Annotated in this window: 13 protein-coding genes; 9 read left to right on the top strand and 4 right to left on the bottom strand. The window is 68.3% G+C overall.

What is annotated here, in order from left to right; genetic code table 11:
* Nucleotides 1–30: 30 nt before the first annotated feature.
* A complete protein-coding gene (locus H4P35_RS01405; protein ID WP_180099614.1) occupies nt 31–942 on the bottom strand; it encodes a LysR family transcriptional regulator in 912 nt (303 codons plus the stop codon).
* A gap of 120 nt (nt 943–1,062) precedes the next feature.
* Between H4P35_RS01405 and H4P35_RS01400 the strand changes: the two genes are divergently transcribed.
* Together H4P35_RS01400 and H4P35_RS01395 are read left to right on the top strand one after the other, a co-directional pair.
* On the top strand, nt 1,063–2,055 hold the full coding sequence (locus tag H4P35_RS01400; RefSeq protein WP_226847769.1) for a tripartite tricarboxylate transporter substrate binding protein: 993 nt from the start codon (nt 1,063–1,065) through the stop codon (nt 2,053–2,055).
* Nucleotides 2,052–3,248, top strand: coding sequence for an amidase (locus tag H4P35_RS01395; RefSeq protein WP_226847768.1), 1,197 nt, complete (start codon nt 2,052–2,054; stop codon nt 3,246–3,248). Before H4P35_RS01400 ends, H4P35_RS01395 begins: the two co-directional genes overlap by 4 nt.
* 73 nt (nt 3,249–3,321) lie before the next feature.
* On the opposite strand, the gene H4P35_RS01390 is transcribed toward H4P35_RS01395, so the two are convergent.
* Genes H4P35_RS01390 through H4P35_RS01380 form a run of 3 tightly spaced genes read right to left on the bottom strand, consistent with a single transcriptional unit; the run spans nt 3,322 to nt 5,203 of the window.
* A complete protein-coding gene (locus H4P35_RS01390; RefSeq protein WP_062840052.1) occupies nt 3,322–3,978 on the bottom strand; it encodes a DUF799 domain-containing protein in 657 nt (218 codons plus the stop codon).
* On the bottom strand, nt 3,978–4,514 hold the full coding sequence (locus tag H4P35_RS01385; protein WP_226847767.1) for a DUF4810 domain-containing protein: 537 nt from the start codon (nt 4,512–4,514) through the stop codon (nt 3,978–3,980). The genes H4P35_RS01390 and H4P35_RS01385 overlap by 1 nt, the downstream gene beginning before the upstream one ends.
* 11 nt (nt 4,515–4,525) lie before the next feature.
* Nucleotides 4,526–5,203: a CsgG/HfaB family protein gene (locus tag H4P35_RS01380; RefSeq protein WP_142051699.1), complete on the bottom strand. Its 678-nt coding sequence runs from the start codon at nt 5,201–5,203 to the stop codon at nt 4,526–4,528.
* 367 nt (nt 5,204–5,570) lie between these two features.
* Here H4P35_RS01380 and H4P35_RS01375 point away from each other — a divergent pair, with 367 nt between their 5' ends.
* The 7 genes from H4P35_RS01375 to H4P35_RS01345 all read left to right on the top strand — a co-directional run bounded on the left by H4P35_RS01375 (nt 5,571) and on the right by H4P35_RS01345 (nt 18,782).
* Complete coding sequence (locus tag H4P35_RS01375; RefSeq protein WP_226847766.1) at nt 5,571–6,878, top strand: chloride channel protein; 1,308 nt, start codon at nt 5,571–5,573, stop codon at nt 6,876–6,878.
* Nucleotides 6,879–6,893: 15 nt separating this feature from the next.
* Entirely contained in the window at nt 6,894–9,161 is a 2,268-nt protein-coding gene (locus H4P35_RS01370; protein WP_226847765.1) for an FdhF/YdeP family oxidoreductase, read from the top strand.
* A gap of 198 nt (nt 9,162–9,359) precedes the next feature.
* Nucleotides 9,360–10,811, top strand: coding sequence for a peptidoglycan recognition family protein (locus H4P35_RS01365; RefSeq protein WP_226847764.1), 1,452 nt, complete (start codon nt 9,360–9,362; stop codon nt 10,809–10,811).
* Between the two features lie 26 nt (nt 10,812–10,837).
* On the top strand, nt 10,838–12,862 hold the full coding sequence (locus H4P35_RS01360; RefSeq protein ID WP_226847763.1) for a C1 family peptidase: 2,025 nt from the start codon (nt 10,838–10,840) through the stop codon (nt 12,860–12,862).
* Nucleotides 12,863–12,884: 22 nt separating this feature from the next.
* Nucleotides 12,885–15,719: a PAS domain-containing protein gene (locus tag H4P35_RS01355; protein WP_226847762.1), complete on the top strand. Its 2,835-nt coding sequence runs from the start codon at nt 12,885–12,887 to the stop codon at nt 15,717–15,719.
* A 26-nt stretch (nt 15,720–15,745) separates the two neighbouring features.
* Entirely contained in the window at nt 15,746–17,410 is a 1,665-nt protein-coding gene (locus tag H4P35_RS01350; RefSeq protein ID WP_226847761.1) for a CHAT domain-containing protein, read from the top strand.
* Nucleotides 17,411–17,450: 40 nt separating this feature from the next.
* The gene (locus tag H4P35_RS01345; protein ID WP_226847760.1) at nt 17,451–18,782 is read left to right on the top strand and encodes a hypothetical protein; all 1,332 of its coding nucleotides are present in this window, start codon (nt 17,451–17,453) and stop codon (nt 18,780–18,782) included.
* The last annotated feature ends 7 nt before the right edge of the window (nt 18,783–18,789 follow it).

The raw sequence follows: 18,789 nt of genomic DNA, 5'->3' as shown, positions 1-18,789 counted from the left end.
GGCGCATGCAGCGCGCGCCATGCGCCGGCGTCACGACAGCGCCTTCTGGCGCGGCTGCTGCTTGGTGTCCCGCATGATCGCCACGAAAGCATCCACCGCGGGATTGCGGTGATCCGGGTGGCGCGCGGCAGCCAGTTCGGCGCGGAACGCGCCGCGCCCCCGGATGCCGACGTAGGCAAGGATGTCCATGCGCATCCGCGCCAGCGACGCCGGCACCACGGCCGCGCCAAATCCCGCTTCCACCAGCGTCAGGATCGTCGGAATCATGCTTTCCTGCACGATGTTCGCGGGCTTGCCGGCGGCTTCGATCATCTGCCGCAGCACCTGGCTGAAGTAACGCGACCGGTCGCGCGCATACCCCACGATCGGCAGATCCAGCACCTGCTCCATGGTCACCCAGCGTTTCGCCGCTAGCGGATGGCCGCGGCGCAGCGCCAGCACCATGGGCTCGGAGTACAGGGGCACGGGCGACAGGTCCGCATCCGCAAAAGGCGGACGCAAGAGAGCCAGGTCCAGCCGCCGCTGATGCAGCGCCTCGGGCATCTCGCTCGAATTCATTTCCTGCAGATCCAGCACCACACCCGGATAGCGCTGGCGGAACACGAACAGCGCCTGCGGCACGTTCGAATAGGCGGCGCTGGGCGTGAGACCAATCGTGAGCTGTCCGGCTTCGCCGCTGGCCGCCTGCCGCACGTGCCGCACCGTGGCGTCGTGTTCGGCGGCCATCTGCCGCACGCGGCGCTGCAGCTCGGCGCCGGCCGCCGTTAGTTTGACCGTGCGCGTGGTGCGTTCCAGAAGCTGCACGCCCAATTCCTCTTCAAGCTTGCGCACGCTTTGGCTCAGCGGAGGCTGGCTCAGATGCAGACGCTGCGCCGCGCGGCCGAAATGCAGCTCTTCGGCCACCACGGCAAACACCTGAAGCAGACGGCTGTCGATCAGCATTTATTTTCCTGGCGAATCAATAGCGGGAGAATAAGGTATTAGACATCCTAATGGCAGCTTCCTACCATGCAGGCACAATCCACGGGCCCATACTGCGGCCCTCATGACAAGGGAAATGCCATGCCTGCTGCGTCCTTCACCCTCAAGCTTCTGGCCGGCGCCTTCGCGGCCGGTCTCTGCCTCGCCTCGCCCGGCGCGCTGGCGCAAGCCGCCTATCCGGCGCAGGCAATCAAGTTCATCGTGCCGTACGCGGCCGGCGGCAGTTCCGACACGCGCTCGCGCCAGTTGGCGCAGAAGCTCAGCGATTCGCTGGGCGTGCCCGTCGTGGTCGACAACAAGCCCGGCGCCAGCGGCAACATCGGCACCGCGCAGATCGCGTCGGCCAAGCCGGACGGCTACACGATCGGCCTGGGCAACTTCGCGCCCATGTCAGTGAACAAAGCGCTCTACACGATGCCTTTCGATCCGGCCAAGGACATCGCGCCCGTGGCCCTGATCGAGCGGGGCCCGATGGCGCTGGGCGTCAGCAGCAAATCGCCTTATGCCGACCCCGCCGCGCTCATCCGCGATGCCAAGGCCAATCCGGAAAAGCTCAACTACGCCTCCACCGGCGCGGGCAGCGCCTCGCACTTGAGCACGGAACTGTTCAAGGAGCAGGCGGGCGCCAACGCGACCCACGTGCCGTACCGCGGCGGCGCGCCGGCCGTGAACGACCTGATCGCCGGTAACGTGGATTTCTACATCGAACTGCCCAGCCTGTTCCTGCCGCACGCGGCGGGCGCCGACGCCCGCATCAGGATGCTGGCCGTCGCCGCGGACAAGCGCGCCCCCGGCCTGCCGGACGTTCCCACCTTCAAGGAACTGGGAATACCGGACATGGTGGTCTCGAACTGGTTCGGCGTGATCGCGCCCGCCGGCACGCCGCCGGACGTCATCAAGACGCTGAACGAGCACATCAACCGCGCCCTGCAGGACAAGCAGTACCGCGCCGTGGTGGAGTCGCAGGGTGGCGAGGTTGCCGGCGGCACGCCGGAGCAGTTCCGCGACTTCATTGCCAGCGAAAACGCGCGGTGGACGCAGCTGATCCAGCAAAAGCAGATCAAGGTTCAATGATGCAGGCAGCGCACGAAGCCCTTGCGCGCAGCAAGGCGGGGGATGCGCAGGTCCAGGCCTGGGTCTGCCTGGCCGACGAGGCCTCGGTCGCGGCGCCAGCCTGCCAGGGTCCGCTGGCCGGCGCTGCCTTCGGGGTCAAGGATGTGATCGACGTCGCCGGCCTGCCGACCCGCTCGGGCTCCGCTGCGGAATCGGCGGAACCGGCGCGGCGCGACGCAAGCTGCGTCTCGCAGTTGCGCGATGCCGGCGGGGTGCCCATCGGCAAGACGGTCACCGCCGAATACGCCTACGTCACGCCGGGCCCGACCCGCAATCCGCGCCACCTGGCGCATACACCGGGCGGATCCTCAAGTGGCTCGGCGGCGGCCGTCGCGGCGGGCATGGTCGACCTGGCGCTGGGCACGCAGACGGGCGGGTCCATGATCCGCCCCGCCGCGTTCTGCGGCGTGGTGGGGTTCAAGCCGACCTTCGGGAGGGTGCATCGGCAGGGCATGCACGTGCTATGCGATTCGCTGGACACCATCGGCTGGTTTACGCGCGACGTGAAACAGTCGCAAGCGGTGGCGTCCGTGCTGCTTCCCGGGTTGGCCGCGCATCGCCCGGACCGCCCGCCCCGAGTTGCGTTGCTGACCTGCAGCGCGATCGGCGACCTGAGCGGCGCCGCGCGGCGAGCGCTCAACGACTGCGCGGCCACGCTGCGCGAGCACGGCGCCCATATCGACGCGCCGGACGTGGACGCGGACCTGCAGGCGCTCCTGGATATCCACGCGCAAACCATGCTCGCTGAACTGGCGCGCGGCCTGCTGCCGGTGGTTCGCGGGCCGCACGGCCAACTGCTGTCGCCGGCACTGCGCACGGCGATAGACCGGGGATTGGCCATTACCCATGCCGAGTACGCAGCGCTGCAGCGACGCCGCGCGCGGCTGGGCGGCGAGTGGCTCGAGCGCTTTGGCGCCGTGGACTTCATCGTTACCCCCAGCGCCCCGTCCGAGGCGCCCGAAGGCACGCGATCGACAGGCTCGTCGCTGTTCAACCGCGTATGGTCGCTGTTGGGCTGGCCGGCGTTGCACCTGCCCACCGCGCATGCGGACAACGGTTTGCCGGTGGGCGTGCAGTGGGTGGCGCGAACCGACGAGGATCAGGCCCTGCTTGGCTGGGCCCGGAAACTGCACCCGCTCGTGCAGCGCACTTGATCTCCCGGGCGTCAAAACAAAATCGCCCGCGCGCCGGAATTGGCGCGCGGGCGTAAGCCGTCATCCGGCGGGTTTACTGTGCTTCGTAACGCGGCGAGCGCGGTCCGTACAGGATGCCGCCGGGGGTGCCGGCGCTGAGCAGCAGGTTGTTCGTCATGCCGGCCACGCTGTAGCTGCGGTCCGTCAGATTGTTGATCACCTGATCCACCACGGCCTGCACCAGCATGCCGATCAGGCCGCCGTTGCTGTTGTTGTTGGCGTGCACCACCTGCTTCGTGCCGCTCCACAGCTTGGCGCCGTTGCGCAGGTCGAGCAGTTCCGCGTCGATCGAGACCGTGACCGTGCTGGACAGGACCGCGTAGCTGGACCCGTACTGCTTGACGGTCATGTACAGCGCCGCATCGGCGCCGAAGATCTCGCGCAGCTTGACGGCCGGCAGTTCATGGATGTCGTCGGGCGAAGTCAGGCCGTTCTGTTTGAACGTCTCTTCCATGACGCCGACCGGAATCACGTAATAGCCGGATTCAGCGAGCGGGCGCGTGGCCTGCGAGAGCACGGCCGAGGTGGCCGCCACGTCCACCGACGTGTTCAGCGGCGGCAACACCAGGATCGACGCCGGCTTGCTTTCGCGAAACGCGGTGTAGTCGACATGCTTCTGCGGCGGCGCCACGCAACCCGTCAACAGCGCCGCGAGGGCCACGAGGCCGGCGCGCATGAGTGTGTGCATCATCACGATCCTTTCTTCAACGTGCCAGCTTCGGCGGGCGCGGCGGGATTGGCGGCGGCGGGGCTGGCGGTAGTGGGCGACCCGGCGGCGGGCGATCCCGCGGCGGGCGCCCCCGCTGGCAAGCCCTCGCCCGTTGCGGCGACGGTCTGCGGCTTGCCCGCGTTGCGCAGCAGGAAGTCCATGAACGGCGCGGCTTCCGGGAAGGCGGCCTTCTCGCCCTGCATTTGCTCGACGCCCTTGTCGCCGTCGCCCATCTTCAGGTAGAGCATGCCCAGATGCGCGCGAAAGCCGGGCGGCAGCTCGGCGTTGGCCGCGCGCGCCGTCTCGATGTTCTTCTCCATGGCGAGCGTCTGCGTCGCGTAATCGCCGCCGTCGTCCTTCAGGTACGCGTAGACCGAGCCCTCGTAGGACTGCCAGCTATACAGGGACTTGGGCTGCTGCACGCAGGCCGACAGCACGCCGGCCAGGCCCACGATGGCCAGTGCGCGGACGACGCGCGCGCATGTGGCGCCGCCGCGGGGATTGAAATTTTTTGCCATGCGCGCCTCCGTCAGTTGCGTGCGGGCTGCCAGGCGCCCTGCTCGATGCCGTCGACCAGACGGTCCACGGCTTCACGGATGGCCAGGTCCAGCACCTTGCCGTTCAGGGTGGAGTCGTAGCCGGCCGTGCCGCCAAAACCGACGACTTCGCGGTTGGACAGGCTGTATTCGCCGGCGCCCGAGGCGGAATAGACCACTTCCGAGGTCGTCGCATCCACCACGTTCAGGTCGACCTTGGCGTAAGCCACCTGCTCCTTGCCGCGGCCCAGGATGCCGAACAGTTGCTGGTCGCCGGTGACCTTGCGGCCGAAGGCCGTCACATCGCCCGTGACGACGTAGCGCGCGCCCTTGATCTGCGCGGCCTTCTTGTTGAACGCGGCTTCCTGGGCGATTTCGGACAGGTTGTCGCGGTCCATCACCTGGAATCGGCCGCTGCGCTGCAGGTGGCTGACCAGGATCGTCTTGGCTTGGCCGCCCAGCCGGTCCACGCCATCCGAGAACACGCCGCGCAGGTAGTTGGTGCGGTTGTCGAACTTGCCGACCGAAATGGGGCTGCGCACGCCCGCGTAGGGCTTGCTGGCGGCGGCGACGGCCGGCACGGCCAAGGCTTGCGAACGCTCGGTCGCGCAGCCGGCCATCACACCCGACAACAGCGCCAGCGCGCCGATCTTCATCGCCTTGTTCAACATCGTTCTCTGGTAAAGCGCCACTTCTTCACTCCCGTTACGCGTGGGTCATCGAGGACGCGACGGTAGCAATGCCTCGAATCGGTTGAAATCGGACTGGGACCAAATGCTCCGCGTTGCTCTGCGTGGCGCCCGTCCATCGAATGGAACGGGAAGTATAAGTACTGAATCACTTGGATACTATTTGAAATAAAGCCGAAGTTTGGGCGGTATTTGACGGCAAGCAAGAGAATTCGGGATTAATGCCTAACCAATAGGTATGGGTTTCCGGCTGGTAATGGCCGCTTTGAAAGGAACGGCCCCTACACTGCCTCATCGCAATGCGCGCCTCGATGCGTCGGCGCGCCAAACGACAGGAGCCCATCCTGGTATGAACGACCTGAAGCCCGATGATCCGTCCTGGCTGCGCCCGCGTTTTCTGCTCGCGGTGATCCTGACCGGCCTGTTCGCGGGGCTGGGTGGCATGTTGCTCGGGATGCTGCTCCATGCCGTGCAGCATCTGGCATATGGCTATGCCGAGGGCCAGGTGGTCAGCCACGAGACCTTCCTGGAAGGCGTGCAAGCCGCCAGCAGCGCGCGCCGCGTGATGGCGCTGGTGCTGTGCGGCGTGGCGGCCGGTGGCGGATGGTGGCTGATCCAACGCTATGGCCGTCCTCTGGTCAGCGTGAAGGCGGCGGTGTCCGACGCCACGCGCGGGATGCCTGCGCTGACGACGATGGCGCATGCCATCCTGCAGATCGTGACGGTGGGGCTGGGCTCGCCGCTGGGGCGCGAGGTGGCGCCGCGCGAAGTCGGCGCGTTGGCAGGCGGCCGATTGGCCGCGCTGCTGCGCCTGCCGCCCGCGCAGCACAGTCTCGTCATTGCCTGCGGCGCGGGCGCGGGGCTGGCCGCCGTGTATAACGTGCCGCTCGGCGCGACGCTCTTTGTGCTGGAAGTACTGGTAGGGTCGTTCGCCTGGCCCGCAGTGGCCGCGGCGCTGGCGGCCTGCTGCATCGGCGCGGTGGTGGCCTGGGCGGGCTTGGGCAACGTGATCCAGTACGCCGTTCCCCCCATGCAGATCAGTTTCAGCCTGGTCGTCTGGGCCATCGTCGCCGGGCCTGTCTTCGGCTGCGCGGCCCACGTCTGGCAGCGGCTGACCGAAGCCGCGCGCCGCAATGCGGCACGGGGCTGGCGGCTGCCCGTGGCGTGCCTGATCAATTTCACCCTGCTCGGGCTGCTTGCGATCTACCTGCCCGCGCTGCTGGGCAACGGCAAAGGGCCGGCGCAACTGAGCTTTGACAATGACCTGACCCTCGCCCTGGCGGCCACGCTGGCGCTGATGAAAGTGGCCGTCGTCGTCTGCACGCTGCGCGCCGGCGCGGCGGGCGGTCTGCTCACCCCCGCCGTTGCCGTGGGCGCGTCGATGGCGGTCGTGCTGGGCGGCCTGTGGAGCATGGCCTGGCCCGACTCGCCGCCCGGCGCGTTTGCCGTCGTGGGCGCCGCCGCCTTTCTGGCCTCGTCGATGCGCATGCCGCTCACCGCGGTGGTGCTGATCCTGGATTTCACCCGGGTCGACCAAGCCTTTCTCGTTCCCGTCATCGTGGCCGTGGCCGGCTCGGTGCTGGCAAGCCGTTACTGCGACGCTCGCGGCGCCCGGCTAGCCCCCGCCCCCGACGCCGCCGCGCGCAACGCACCCTGAGTTCCGGAGATTCGCATGACCCAAGGCAAACCCGCTGGCATCCGCCCCTACGACGCCCCCGCAGGCGGCTGGGGCGCCCTGAAGGCGACCGCGCAGGCGGTGGCCAACCAGATGCGCATCGCCGAGGCGCCCGCGCTGCTGTTGCGCACCAACAAGCCGGACGGCTTCGATTGCCCCGGCTGCGCATGGCCCGACAAGGCGCATACGTCGACGTTCCAGTTCTGTGAAAACGGCGCGAAGGCCGTGACGTGGGAAGCCACCCGCAAGCGCGTGACGCCCGAGTTCTTCGCCGCGCATCCGGTGGCCGAGCTGCTGACCTGGAGCGACCACGACCTGGAGAACGCGGGCCGCCTGACGCATCCGCTGGCCTACGATGCGGCCAGCGACACCTACCAGCCCATCGAATGGGACGACGCGTTCGCGCGCATCGGCCAGACGCTGGCCAGCCTGCCCGACCCGGACATGGCCGAGTTCTATACCTCGGGCCGCGCCTCCAACGAAGCGGCGTTCCTGTTCAGCCTGTACGCCCGCGAATTCGGCACCAACAATTTTCCCGACTGCTCCAACATGTGCCACGAGGCCACCAGCGTCGGGCTGCCCCAGGCCATCGGCATCGGCAAGGGCACGGTCTCGCTGGACGACTTCGATGTGTGCGACCTCATCATCTCGATGGGACACAACCCCGGCACGAACCATCCGCGCATGATGGGAACGCTGCACGAATGCGCGCGCCGCGGCGTGCCCATCATTGTTTTCAACCCGCTGCGCGAACGCTCCCTGGAGCGCTTTGCCGATCCGCAGGATCCCATTGAAATGGGCACGATGGGCTCCACGCCCATCGCATCCACGTACTTCCAGGTCAAGGTCGGCGGTGACGCCGCCGCGCTCAAAGGCATCATGAAGGCGCTGATGAACGCGGACCGCGACGGGCGCAACACGCTGGACCACGAATTCATTTCCCGGCACACCAACGGCTACGAAGCCTTCGCCGAGGACCTGGACGCCACGAGCTGGGCCGACATCGAACAGGCAAGCGGCCTGCGTCAGCGCGACCTGGAGCAGGTGGCCGACGCCTATGCGCGATCCAACGCCACCATCGTCACGTATGGCATGGGCATCACGCAGCACGAAAAGGGCACGAGCAACGTGCAGCAGATTGCCGCGCTGCTCTTGATGCGCGGCAACTTCGGCAAGCCGGGCGCGGGCATCTGCCCCTTGCGCGGGCACTCGAACGTGCAGGGCAACCGCACGGTCGGCATCACCGAAAAAATCGACCACACCATGTTCGACCACGTCGAACAGACCTTTGGCTTCCGGCCGCCGGAGCGGCATGGCCACGATGCCGTGGAGGCCATGAAGGCCATGGCCGCGGGCCGCGCCAAGGCGCTGATCTGCCTGGGCGGCAATTTCGCGATCGCGCTGCCCGACACCGACGCCTGCGAGCGCGGCATGCGGCAGCTGGACCTGGCGGTGCATCTGAACACCAAGCTGAACCGCTCGCACCTGTTGATCGGCAAGCAGTCGATCATCCTGCCGGTGCTGGGCCGCACGGAAAGCGACGTGCAGGCGGGCGGCGCGCAATCGGTCACGGTGGAGGACTCGATGTCGATGGTGCATGCCTCGCGCGGCAAGCTGCTGCCGGCATCGACGCACCTGCGGTCGGAACCGGCCATCATTGCCGGCATGGCGCAGGCGACACTTCCGCGCAGCCGCGTCAACTGGGCGCATCTGATCGAGGACTACGACCGCATCCGCGACCTGATCGAAAAAATCTACCCAGACTTCCGCGATTACAACGCGCGCATCCGCATCCCCGGCGGCTTTCGCCTGCCGCTGCCCCCCACCGAGCGCATCTGGAAAACGGCCTCGGGCAAGGCCGAATTCATTCCGTTCGCCGGCCTGCGCGAAGATCCCGACATCGTCGAAGGCAATATCCTCAGGCTCACCACGCTACGCAGCCACGACCAGTACAACACCACCATCTACGGCCTGGACGACCGCTATCGCGGTGTGTTTGGCCGGCGCGACGTGCTGTTCATGAACGCGGCCGATCTGGCGCGCCATGGCATCGCGCACGGCGACGAGGTTGAAATCGTCACCAGCCTGCCGGGGCAGACGCACCGGCGCCTGCGGCTGACAGCCATCAAGCACGACATTGCGGCCGGCTCGGTGGGCGCGTACTACCCGGAGGCGAACAACCTCTGCCCGCTGGATTATCAGGACACCGCGAGCGGCACGCCCAGCTACAAATCGATTCCGGTGCGCATCCGCAAGGCGGCGTGAATACCGCGCCTCATCCATCTGGACGAGCACAACCGGGGCCAGATGATGCATAAGCACCATTGCAAATTCAAGGATTAATACTTTCGGCTACTAGCAAGGCGGATGAGGTCCGCATATATATCCCTGCAATGGGCGCCGCATCATCGTCGTCATGTCGTCTTGCCAAGAACACCCGCGCCCGTTCCGAGGAGACCATCGATGGCACGATGTCCATTCGCGACGTGGCGGCCCATATCGGGATCGTCCGGGCCTCATCTGGGCGGACCGTTCAAGATCGTCCATCACACCACGGAAGGCAGCACCGCGCAGGGCGCGATGGACGCGTTCCGCCGCAACCGATCCGACCCCCACTTCACGGTCGACGCCACCACGATCTTCCAGCACGTCGACACCGACGAAGGCGCGCGCGCGCTGCGCAACGACGCGGGCGGCGTCCAGACCAACCGCGATTCCGCCGTGCAGATCGAACTGGTGGGCTTTGCGCATCTGCCCAAGGACAGCCGCGCGCTGACCAATCTGGCGCGCCTGTGCCGCTGGATCGAAGCGCAGCACGGGATTCCCCGCAAGTGGCCCTCGGGCCGTCCGTTGCCGGCCAAGAACGGCAAGGACCCCGGCGGACATAACCGCGACGCCGCCATCTGGGACGCGCAAAGCGGGCACTACGGCCATTGCCATGTCCCTGAAAACACGCATTGGGACCCGGCCTACTCCGCCGCGGAAGCCGACTTCGTCCTGGCGGCCACGTTTTCCGAGGACGGCGCGCTGGTGTCGCCGGATCCGCCCCCGCGCCCCGCGGGCCGCGCGTCCAAGCGCGCCGCGCCCACGTCCACCATGCCGGACCACGGCGTCAACGCGGTTGGTATCCACGGTTATCTGAACGACCTGGCGGTGCAGACGCTGGAGCCGCCCGGCATGCCCGTCGCGCGGCGGCGCACGCCCGCCAAACGTTCGGGCGCCGTGCTGCGTGCCGGCGCCTCGGGCAAGACCGCGCGGCAGGCGCCGCAGGCCAGCATCAACGCCGGCAGCGTGCTGTCGTTTGCAGCGGGCCTGCAGGAACAGGAACGCGGCGACGTGCTGTATTCGCTGCAGCTGGCGCAGCGCGCAGCCAGCGCCGCCCACGACCGATTCACCCAATCGCAGGTCTGGTATCAGACCTACGTGGAAGTGCTGGAGAACCTGGGGTGGACCAGCGGGCAAATGCACTTTACCCATCACGAGGAAGACGAGCGCGAGTTCCGCATGGACCAGGTGGCCGTCGACCTGCTGCTGGCCGTCGCGCGGCGCGATCAGCTGGCGGTGCTGGACCAGGCGGTGTCCGCGCTGGGCCAACTGGCCGAAGACGACGACACCGTAAAGCTCTTCGACTTTCACGCGTCGTCGCAGTCGGGCGGCAACTTCCAGCTGGGCGCGGTGCAGCGCGATCGCGGCGGCGGGCTGTCGATGGCGCTGGGCGCCTACTACTTTCGCGCCGTGGACAGCCGCAAGCGTTTCCTGTTTGCGCAGTGGGGCGCGAGGCAGGTGAACTTTTGGGCCTGCGCGCAGCGCCTGACGCTGAACGCCGCCCTGTATGAACAGCTGCGCGACGACGTGCAGGCCAAGCTGGCCGCCGACGCGCCGCGCTACATCGCCAGCTTGAAGCTGGCGTCCTAGCCGGCGGCCGGCATTGGGAGAACGACATGGCGACCCGAAAGGCGGCAGCGCGCACGGCGGCCAAGCCCGCGGCCAAGAAGAAGGGCAAGCGCGTGGCGCAAGCGTCCGCCGCGGCGCCGGAAGATCCGGCCCCGAAGGCCCGCAAGCGCCGCAAGCAGGATGACGCCCCGGCCGCGCGGCGCTTCGAGCGGTCCGCCAAGCCCGATGCCTTCGACGCGCGCGACATCCTGTTCCGGCCCAACATTTCCGTCACGCCCAAGGCAGAGATGATCCCCGTGATGGGGCTGACCGTGAAGCACCAAGGCGAAACGTCGGCCTGCACGGGATTTGCGCTGTCCACGGTGGTCGAATACCTGCTGCGCAAATCCGAGCGCGACACGCGCCCCGCGATCTCGCCCTTCATGCTGTATTCCATGGCCCGGCGCTATGACGAATTCCCCGGGTCCGTCGACGACAGCGGTTCCAGCCTGCGCGGCGCCTTGAAAGGCTGGTTCCGGCACGGCGCCTGCGCGCAGGCGTTATTCCCCACGCTCGACATGCCGCCGGCGGCCAAGCGCCCCGAAGACGACTGGTGGCTGGACGCGGTCAAACGCCCGCTCGGGGCCTACTACCGCATCGACACGCGCAGCATCGTCGAGATGCACGCCGCGCTGAACGAGGTCGGCATCCTGTACGCCAGCGCGGGCTGCCACGACGGCTGGGACGACGGTCACGGCGTCACGCCGCATGACGATGAGCCCACGCCCGTCACGCGGCCGTTCTGGGTGATTCCGGCCACCGGCCAGGAAACAGCGATGCAGGGCCACGCCTTCGTCATCGTGGGCTACACGCAGGACGGTTTCCTGATCCAGAACTCCTGGGGCGAGGAATGGGGCACGCACGGCATGGCCGTGCTGACCTACGACGATTGGCTGCGCAATGCGATGGACTGCTGGGTCGTGCAACTGGGCGTGGTCACGCACGAGCACGAGCGGATCTCGAACAGCATCAGCCTGCGCACCGAAGGGCAGAAGGTGACGCTGGCCGCCGGCAAGGTGCTGCGCGACCGGGAACTCACGCCGTTCATCGTCAACGTGGGCAACAACGGCAAGCTCAGCAACAGCGGCGCGTTTCGCACCACGCCCGACGACCTGCGCGCCATCGTGGACGTGCACATGAGCGCCGCGCGCGAGCGCTGGAACCTGAAGGACAAGCCGATGGACGTGTGCGTGTACGCGCACGGCGGGCTGGTCGGCGAGAACGACGCGGCCGAAGCCGCCGCCGAATGGATCCCGCTGCTCTACGACAGCCAGATCTTTCCCGTCTTCCTGATGTGGGAAACGGATTTCATCACCACCGTCAGGAACATCATCCGGGACGCCGCGAGCGACGTGCCGCGCACCACCGGCGGCATCGGCGAGCGGCTGGAGCGCTGGTGGAACCAGCGGCTTGAACGGTGGCTGGCGCGGCCCGGCACGGTGATCTGGGGCGAGATGAAGCAGAACGCCGAAGCCATGAGCGAACCGGTCCGCGACGGCGGCGAAGAGGCGGCGATGATCCTGCTGTACAAGCACTTCAAGGCGCACGTCGCGCGCGGCCGCGTGCGCCTGCACATCGTGGGGCATTCGGCCGGCGCGATCGTCGCCAGCCACTTCGTCAAGCGCCTGACCGCCGACGGCGGAGAGCTGGAGTCGCTGAGCCTGATGGCGCCCGCCGTCAGGCTGCAGACCTTCAAGGACCTGGTCGTGCCGCACCTGGGCAGCCGCGTGAAGCGCTACCAGCAGTTCCATCTGTCGGACCGCGCCGAAGAGGACGATCCCACCTGCGGCCCGTACCGGCGCTCGCTGCTGTATCTGGTCAGCGAATCGTTCGAGGGCGGCACCACGACACCGCTGCTGGGCATGGAGCGCTATTTCCGGGATGCCGGCATTGCCTGTGACGCGCTCCACGTATCGCCCGAGGGCAGCGCGCCGGCCAACGCCCGTGTCCTGCCCGTGGCGTCCAGCACGCACGGCGGATTCGACAACGACAAGGGCACGCAACAGCAGGTCATCGCATTCATCAAGCGGTGACCGCGGGTGAAGAGGGCTTGTCATGACAGAGATGGAGCCGAAACCCTATCGCGACGCGCCGGCGCTTGCCCAGGGCGCGGCGCTGCCCGAATTTTCCCTTTTTGGCGAGCCCGCCGAGGTGGCGCGCGTGCTGTCCCAAGTCGGCGTGCCCTGTCTGGTGCTGGCCCGATCCGGCGAGATCGTCGCGGCCAGCGCCGTCCTGCCGCTGGCGCGCGAGGCGCTCGTCAACCGGCACGTGAGCCAGGTCTACGGGCTTGCCAAGCCGCTGCGCATGGGCGATGGCGCCGTCGATGTCGTGTACCGGAGCCCGGGCGGGGCCCGCGTGCCCGCGCAGCTCATCCCGCTGTGCACATTGGACAGCGGCGAACTCATCGTGCTGGTCAACGACGGCGCGCCGTTTCGCGAGGCCGAATCGCATCGTTTCGAGCGCACGCCGTACGCCGTGTTCCGGCTGGACATGCAGGGCGTGATCCGCTTTGCCAACCCCGAGGCGGCGCGCACGCTGGGCCTGCCGCGCGAGGCCCTGTGCGGCACCCGGCTCGCGGCGCGCTTCCGGCCGTCCGACGGCGGCCCCGTGCAGCGCGCCATCCTGCGCTGCGTGCAAGACACGGAAGGCGATGCGATGGTCGCGGTGACTATCGCCATCCCGGTTCCCGACGACGCCGACCGGCAGTTCGAGCTGGTCATGACGCCCGATCCCGCCCCCAACGGCGAACTGCTTGGCGTTATTGCCGTCATCCAGTCGCGCACGCTGGAGTCCGCCCGCGATGAAATCCGGCGCATTGCCCTGGATCCCGCGATCGCCGGCTGGCGGCTGAAGCTGGACCGCATCCTGGAGCAGATACGGCGCCTCATCCCGTTCGAGCACGCGGTCTTCGGCATCTATGGCAACGACGTGTCGCTGTTTCGCGCGATCGCCGTGCGCCCGGAGGGCGTGGAGCTATGGCCCGCGCGCTGGATGGACCTGCCGCCCACGATCCGCGCGTTCCTGGATTCCGGCCGGACCTGGGTCGACGAGATCGGCGCCTTCGTCCAGAAGAACATGCCGCAGCCCGGCAACGAGGTCGTGCGGTGCTATCAGGACCTGGGCATCGAGGCCTCCGTCACGCTGCCCGTCACACGCCCGGACGGCTACAGCTCGGCGCTCAGCCTGTGCTCGCGCCAGCCGGGCGCTTACGGCGAGCGGCACCTGGAAATGCTGCGCGCCCTGGACCTGGAACCCGTGCTGATGCGCTTTGAAAAAGAGCGCGACGACGAGCGCGCCGAATTTGCCGATTCGCTGCGGCGCAAGGTGATGGCCGCCGCGTCGTTGCGCCAGGCCGCCGAAGAGATCATCGTCCAGCTTGCGCAGCATTTTTCGTGGGACCACGTGGCGCTGTATCGCGTCAACCGCCAGGACAAGCGCTTCGAGGTCGTCACCCAGCACAGCCTGGCGCCGGCCTACGCGCTGCCGCCCGCATACCAGCAGCCCACCTCGCAAGGCATGCTGGGCGCCACGCTGGCGCAGGGCTGCCTGCTGGCGGTGGACGACATCGGCAACCCGGCCTATGCGCAACACGGCTACGGAGGACCGAAGCGTCCGCTGCGCTCGGCCATGACCGTGCCCATTCACCTGAACGGCCGGATACGGTGGCTGCTTGACGTGGAATCGTCGGTCTCGCACGCCTTCAAGGGGCCGGACATCGACGACCTGCTCCAGATCATCGCGTCGCTGGAAGAAGGCCTGGCGCAGCATCTGCTCAACCAGACCAAGCAAAGCCTGATGGCGGAAACCGAACAGGCGGTGGTGTTCGTGGGCCGCGAGGGCGCCGTCATCGAGATGAACCGCGTGGCAACGGACATGCTGGGCGCTGAGCCCCGGCGCGGGCGCAGCCTGGACGAGGCCCCGGCGATCACGGACTACGCGATTGCGGGCGACGAAGCCACGCTGGGCATCCTGACCGCTCCCTTCACCGTCAAGCGCGAACGCATCGAACTGCTGGACAGCACCGGCCAGCCCCGCTCCGTCCTGGCCACGCGCACCGACCTGGATCCCAGCCTGGACATGTCGATCTGGTTCTTCACCGACATCGCGGACCTGGGGTGGGCGCGCGACCTGCGCTACCTGCGCGAGACCGTGGCCGAGGTGGCGCGGCAGACGCGCACCTCGTTGTCGCTGGCGTGCAGCCTGACATCGCAGACCGTGCTGCTGCACGAGGACGCCCGCCAGGGCATGCCCGCCGAGGAGGTCGCGGCCCAGGCGCAGGACCTGAGCCAGCGCATCGTGGCCGAGATCGGCAAGGCCGACATCACCTTCGAGCGCCTGGCGGGCGCAAGCGAATCGCGGCGGCGCGCCCGCGTCATGCACAGCGATGTCGAACTGGGCGCGCGCCTGCAGGACGTGGTGGCCGCCTTGCCCGCGCGCGACCAGCGCCGGATTGCGCTGACGAATCACACAGCCTCGCGGGACGGCCCGACCGTGTCCGGCGATGCGCAGGCGCTCTCGGCGGCGTTCCGGTCGATGACCGATTACCTCCTGCGCTGCCGCAATGCGGACGACGCCCGCGTGACGATCGACCTGGATGCCGGCCCGGACGGCTGCACGATCCGCTTTGGCCTGAGCAAGGAGCAACGGTGGGAGGCCGATCCGCCCGCCCACGCCGTGCCCGACGACGCCTTGCTCAGCGCCGAACGCGCCGCGCACGACGGCGCCAGCATCGCCATCACCCAGATACAGGAAACCGTGATCGACCACGGCGGCGCGCTGGTCACCGACCCGCCGCTGTCGGCTGCGCCGCTGCACCCGGACAAAGCCTACGCGACGGTCACGCCGCCGTGGCGCGCGTTCACGCTGATCCTGCCGCTGCGGGCGGGCTAGGGCATCGGGAACCTGGGACAGCCATCATGGAACACGACCCCGCCGGACCCAACTTCATCCTGCTGGCCAGCATGAACGACGAGCACGAGGACGACTGGGCCAACAACCTCGCCCAACTGCACCGCCACGTCCAGCAGTACCCGGCGATCGCGCCGTTCGTGGGCGCGGAACTGCGCCGCCGCACCTCGCTGGAAAGCGCCAAGACGCAGATCGAATCCTGGGATCTGTCGACGCCCCGCATCGAACCGCGGCTCGTCATCATCGACGCCCGGCTGGGCTCGACCGCCAGCAAGCGCGGCAAGCCCGGCGCGGCGGCGGTGGAACTGCTGGAATGGATAGCGCGGCGGTCTTCGGTGCCCTTGCTGGTCCTGGCGGTGGACCCGCCCGAGCTCGTGCAGCGCTACGTGCTGGAGCGCCCGGAAGTCTTCATGTGGACCAACGACGCGAAGACCGCCGTCAACAGCGGCGCGGAGGTCGCCACCGTGCTCACATGCCTGACGCCGCTGGCGCCCAAGCGCCGGCGGCGGCTCATCATCCGCGTGGGCGAGCATTCGATCACCTACCGCATCCAGATGGGGCGGCACGAATATTCCTCGCAGGACATGCCCTACAAGGAGCGCGACCGGATCTCCGCGCTGGTGGGCCGCATCGAGACCTTCAGCCCGTATCTGGGCGAAACCAAGGCGCCGCAATGGCTCAAGGACCTGAGCGGGGTGGGCGAAGACGTCTTCAGCGCCATGGTCACGCACAGCCTGGGCGCGCCCGTCGCCAAGCTGATCCAGCGGGCGCGCGACGAAGAAGTATCGCCAGGGGCGGGCGCCTTTGCGGGGCTGGACCTGCGCTTTGAATTCAACCTGGCCAGCCAGGAGGTCTCGCGCCTGTTCAACCTGCCCTTCGAGATGGGCCGCGAGTTCGGCGCCGACAGCGGCCGCTACCTGTGCCTGGAGCTGCCGATGGCGCGGCGCCTCCATCTGGAAGGCACGGCGCCCGCGCCGCGCTGGGAGCCGGACGCCCGCGCGCCCGGCCAGCCGGTGCGGATGCTGTTCATGGACGCCAGTTCGGTGTTCGGCACCGTCACCTTCCGGTGCGAGGACGGCGGCCCGCCGCTGCCCGCCATGGAGTTCGGACCGCTGCAGTCCGTGGCGAAGGAACGCGAGCACCTGGCCGAGCTGGCGGCGCGCGCACCCGGTCACCTCATCATCGATCACGTTCGCGCCGCCGACGAAACGGGCCTGGTGGGCGCGGACCTGCAACGCCGCATCGAGGAACGGCTGCGCACGGGCAACTACGACATCTTCCATTTCGCCGGCCACTCCGTGTCCGAGGGCGAAAGCACGATGCTGGTGCTGCCCGGGGAGGACGGCGAAGCGTGGCAGCTGTCGATCCGGCTGATCGGCCAGTGGATGGAAGCGGGCAAATGCAAGCTGCTGGTGCTGTCCTCGTGCAGCGGCGCGTCGGTGCGCACGGCGCTGGAAGTCATGCGCGCTGGCGCGGCCGGCGTGCTGGCGTTTCGCTGGCAGGTCGAAGAGGAATCCTGCGCCCGCTACATCCAGCGCTTCTACGACGTGTACCTGGACGCGGCGCAGCCCAAGGACCTGGCGGAAGCCTACCGCTATGCATGCAAGGCCGCGCAGGGCGACGCGGGCGACCTGCCGACCTGGGCGTCGGCCGTGGCCATCGTGCGCGACTGAGCGCAACGCCGCTACGCGCGGCCCAGAACAAGGAGCTGACATGGACGGGTTATTCGGCATGCTGCGCGGCATCGGCGGCAAGACGGCAGGCGGCGACGGCGCGGGCGCCCTCCTGCCCACCGTCCCCGCGGGACGCAACTTCTATGCGCAGATCGAGCCGCCCGCCGGCAACACCGCGGTGGCCGCGGGACTGGACGGCGCCGCCTTCGTGCCCGGCCAGTGTTACTTCAGCGTCCGGCTGGTCGAAATGCGCCTGTGCGAGGCGGGCAATTACCTCAGCCAGTTCCTGCCGCTCTGCACGTTCTTCCTGCGATACGGCGCGGACGGCGTCCGGCGCGAGATTCCGTACATCGTCGGCTACGACCTCATCCAGCAGGCGCTGGGCGCGGCCGCGCCGGACGCCGGCGCCCGCCGCGTGGCGTTTCGCGACGTCTATGTGGCGCGCAACGTTCCTTACGCCAGCGACGGGCTGGAGATGTATGCGGCGCTGTGCCGTTTCGCCGACAGCAGCCTTTCGCGCGGCATCCTGGATTTCGTCTCCACGGCGGTCACGATGCTGGGCGGCCCTGTGGGCGGCGCCATCGTCAAGACGGGCGAAAGCCTGCTCACCCCGCTTGCCAAGCTGTTCGGCACCGATGGCGTCAGCGTGCGCTTTGGCGTCTACGACGGCGATGCGCTGCGGCGCAGCGGCTATCGCGTCCTGGCGGGCGCGGACTCGCAGGACAAGCTGGCGGGCTTGCAACTGGTGGACGGCGTGCTGCACCGCCAGCAGGGCGCAGGCAAGCCCGAGCCCGTGAACGACGTCGATTATCTGGTCCTGGCCTTCGAGCAGCGCGCGACGCTGGGCACCGACATGTTCGCCGCGGCCACCACGCTGCCGTTCCATCATCTGTGGAAAGACGTCTCCACGGCCCTGATCGGCAACGACGCCACGGCCGCAAGCGCCGCCTACCAGTCCCTGCTGATCGCGGTGGCCGAATCGCCGCTGCTCATCGACGCGGACCGCTTCGCGCTGCTTACCGCCTACGCTGCGCAGCGCGGCGCCTGGGAGGCCGCCAGCGAGCGGTCCGGGCTGCGGACCCGGGGCGGCGGCAAGAGCCTGGCCACCGCCATGACCGACCGCGTCAACGCGCGCGGCAAGACCGATCCGGTGGCGGACCTGCTAAAAGCGGCCAGAAAACACATCACGCCGCCGCCCGTGCCGGCCGCGGACGCCGGCCCTGCGCCCACGATGCTGGACGACCAAGCCATCGCGCAGACGGTGTCCAGGCTGACGACAACGCTGGGAGAAAAGGGCGAGGCGCCGGCGTCCCGCGACCTGTCGCGCGCCACCCGCGAACTGCTGTCGATCATGCTGAGCGATCCGGCGTAGCGGCCGC

The organism is Achromobacter sp. 77 (genome assembly GCF_020541125.1).
Classification (GTDB): Bacteria; Pseudomonadota; Gammaproteobacteria; order Burkholderiales; family Burkholderiaceae_B; genus Achromobacter; species Achromobacter mucicolens.
This window is presented reverse-complemented; position numbering and strand designations above follow the sequence as displayed.